This is a genomic window from Companilactobacillus halodurans, assembly GCF_009600995.1.
Lineage (GTDB): Bacteria > Bacillota > Bacilli > Lactobacillales > Lactobacillaceae > Companilactobacillus > Companilactobacillus halodurans.
Map to the genome: position 1 here is coordinate 1 of NZ_VDFO01000075.1, position 2,903 is coordinate 2,903.

3 protein-coding genes are annotated in these 2,903 nt (G+C 36.9%); 2 read left to right on the forward strand and 1 reads right to left on the reverse strand.

The window, feature by feature from the left end:
• Positions 1-180 precede the first annotated feature (180 nt).
• Together hemH and FHL05_RS12245 are read left to right on the forward strand one after the other, a co-directional pair.
• Positions 181-1,131 carry a ferrochelatase gene (gene hemH, locus FHL05_RS12240; protein ID WP_153386748.1) on the forward strand — a complete coding sequence of 317 codons (951 nt, stop codon included), beginning with the start codon at positions 181-183 and terminating at the stop codon, positions 1,129-1,131.
• Positions 1,118-2,440, forward strand: a complete 1,323-nt coding sequence (locus tag FHL05_RS12245) for an Nramp family divalent metal transporter (protein WP_420838744.1) — start codon at positions 1,118-1,120, stop codon at positions 2,438-2,440. Before hemH ends, FHL05_RS12245 begins: the two co-directional genes overlap by 14 nt.
• A gap of 64 nt (positions 2,441-2,504) precedes the next feature.
• Here the strand turns inward: FHL05_RS12245 and FHL05_RS12250 are convergent, their stop codons facing one another.
• Complete coding sequence (locus tag FHL05_RS12250) at positions 2,505-2,801, reverse strand: PepSY domain-containing protein (protein WP_162000307.1); 297 nt, start codon at positions 2,799-2,801, stop codon at positions 2,505-2,507.
• Positions 2,802-2,903 lie beyond the last annotated feature (102 nt).

A 2,903-nucleotide genomic window follows, 5' to 3' on the forward strand; every position in this document is an offset into this window, starting at 1 on the left:
AACTACAAAACTCCACGGGAACTATTCACTAGTTTCTGTGGAGTTTAGAAATGTACTTTTCTGGTACTGATATATTTCGTATTTATTTTTGGACAAGTGGCTAACTTGTTCTTGTAATTTTCGGAAAGAATTTTTTGATTATGCTACTATAAAAATATACATGTTCATGAGGTGATTGATATGAAACAAGGATTATTATTAGTCAATTTGGGTTCACCAGCATCTCCAAAAACAGCCGATGTCAAAAGTTATCTCTTGGAATTTCTTAGCGATACTAACGTTATCGAAATGCCAAAAGCCTTTTGGCAACCGCTGCTTCGTGGAGTGATTTTGCCCATGAGATCATGGCGTTCAGCTACCTTCTATCAAGATTCTTGGACTAAAGATGGTTCGCCATTAATAGTCAACACGCAAAAAATCACTAATCGAGTTCAAAAGCTGCTACCAGCCTGGAACGTCAAAATGGCCATGACCTATGGTCAACCAGATATCGTACAGACTTTAAAAGAAATGCAAAAATCGGGTTGTCAAAAAATCGTTTTGTTGCCGCTTTTCCCACATTATACGCAAAGTACGACTAAGTCGATTATCGAACAAGCCAAATCTTCTGGCGTTAACCTGCACATTATCAAGCAATTTTACGACCAACCAATCTATCAACAGATTCTCGCCAGTCAAATTCAAGAATCTTGGGATAAAGATAATTATGACCAATTATTAATCAGCTACCATAGTATTCCCACGGCAATGGTCAAACATGGCGACCCTTACCAAGATGAGTGCAACCAGACCACCGCTGCAATTTCCAAGCTCTTAAATATTCCTGATAATAAAATCACAACAGTTTACCAATCGAAATTTGGCCCCATGCCTTGGTTAAAGCCATATCTCAAAAATGCCTTAATGCAAGCTGTTGAGTTAGGCAAAAGAAATATCTTGATTGCAACGCCTTCCTTTGTAGCTGATTGTCTCGAAACAATTGAAGAAGACTACGTTCAAAATTACCAAACTTTCAAAGCTAGCGGCGGAGACAAATTTCAATTAGTTCCACCAATGAATGATGATCCGCGTTTTTGTAAATTCCTCGCCGATTTAGCCTTAGGAAGCGAGATTGTTAATGCCACAGACTAAAAAAAGCCTCGATGAAATCAACGAAAGCGTCAAAGTCCCTAGCGTTTATGAGACTTCATTCTTACAAAAATTTCTAGCATATAGTGGACCTGGAGCTTTGGTTGCCGTCGGTTACATGGATCCAGGAAATTGGCTGACTTCATTATCTGGTGGCAGTCAATATCGTTACGAACTATTATCAGTTTTACTGATTTCGATTCTTATCGCTATGTTCATGCAATCCTTGTCTATTAAATTAGGCGTTGTGGCTCGACAAGACCTTGCTCAAGCAATTGCTGTAAAAGTTCCCAAATCCATTCGATATTTTCTCTGGATTTTAAACGAAATTGCCATGATGGCCACCGATTTAACAGGCGTGATTGGAACTGCCATCGCTTTACGATTATTATTTGGCTTGCCATTGATTTTCGGAATTTTACTGACGATATTTGATGTCTTAATCGTTCTTTTATTCTTGCGTTTTGGCATTCGGCGGATTGAATTTATCGTTTTATCAGCTATTTTAGTTGTTGGAATAATCTTTGGAATCGAAGTCTTTCGCGCGCATCCAAATCTTTTCCAGATTGCTTCTGGTATTTTACCAACCAGCGACCTCTTAAAAAATCATGAAAAATTAGTTCTAAGTTTAGGAATTGTTGGCGCCACTATCATGCCGCATAATATTTATCTGCATTCTTCTTTAGCCCAAAGTCGGCGTTACGATCACAACATTCCCGCTCAAGTAAACGAAGCACTGCGTTTTGCTAATTGGGATTCCAACGTTCATCTGGTTGCTGCCTTTATTATTAACGCTTTATTGCTGATTTTAGGTGGAACGCTTTTCTTCCATAAAACTGGTCAGCTAGCTAGTCTACAAGCTGTTTTCAATGGCCTTAAAAATACTGCCATCGTCGGAAATTTAGCTAATCCTTTAATGAGTTGGCTCTTTGCCTTTGCTTTATTAATCACCGGCATGATTTCCTCAATTACCAGTACCCTTTCGGGACAAATCGTTATGGAAGGCTATCTAAACATTCGCTTACCACTCTGGCAACGGCGATTATTAACAAGATTCGTTACCTTGATTCCAATTTTAATCATAGGTTTCATGGTCGGATTCAATGAACAGGATTTTGAAGACTTAATCGTTTATGCTCAAATAGCTTTAAGTATTGCCTTGCCATTCACGCTCTTCCCCATGATATTTTTAACCGCTAATAAAAAACTCATGGGCAAACACGCTAATTCACTAGTCGTTACAATTGTTGGCTGTTTGTTGGCAGGTTTTATTACTATTTTGAATTTGCAATTGATTTTTTCATTAATCTAAAAAGTAATAGCGCTGATAATCATATAAGACTGATTATCAGCGCTATTTTTTTGAAAACTTTTATTTAATCATTCTCTGTATTGAGAATTTTACCTGTTATAGCATTGATTTTAACTTCTTTTTCCTTAGAACCATGTTTAACATTAACTTCCCAATAAGTTACGCCTAATTCCTGTTCCAGACTAAATTCTTTTGCCTGGCTATTTTTAAGCTTTTTTTCGGCAATCTTCGTAATTTTATTAAGACTCAATAATTTATCTAATTTAACTTTATCATCTTTACGCGCTTGGCCGTTTTGTTCATCGTCGTCTAAATTTTCAGTTTTCTTACGTAAAATTTTTTTGGCGAATTTTATAATCAAGTTAGCCACTTTCAATAAAATTCCAAAATAAAAACACCAAGACGAAAAAATCAGGTATCATTGGAGTTCTCCACAAACAATGAAAGAGGTTTTTCGTCTTGA

Excerpts from the sequence above, each read along its gene's own strand:
- hemH (WP_153386748.1), top strand. The coding sequence starts at position 181 with ATGAAACAAGGATTATTATTAGTCAATTTGGGTTCACCAGCATCTCCA.
- FHL05_RS12245 (WP_420838744.1), top strand. The coding sequence starts at position 1,118 with ATGCCACAGACTAAAAAAAGCCTCGATGAAATCAACGAAAGCGTCAAA.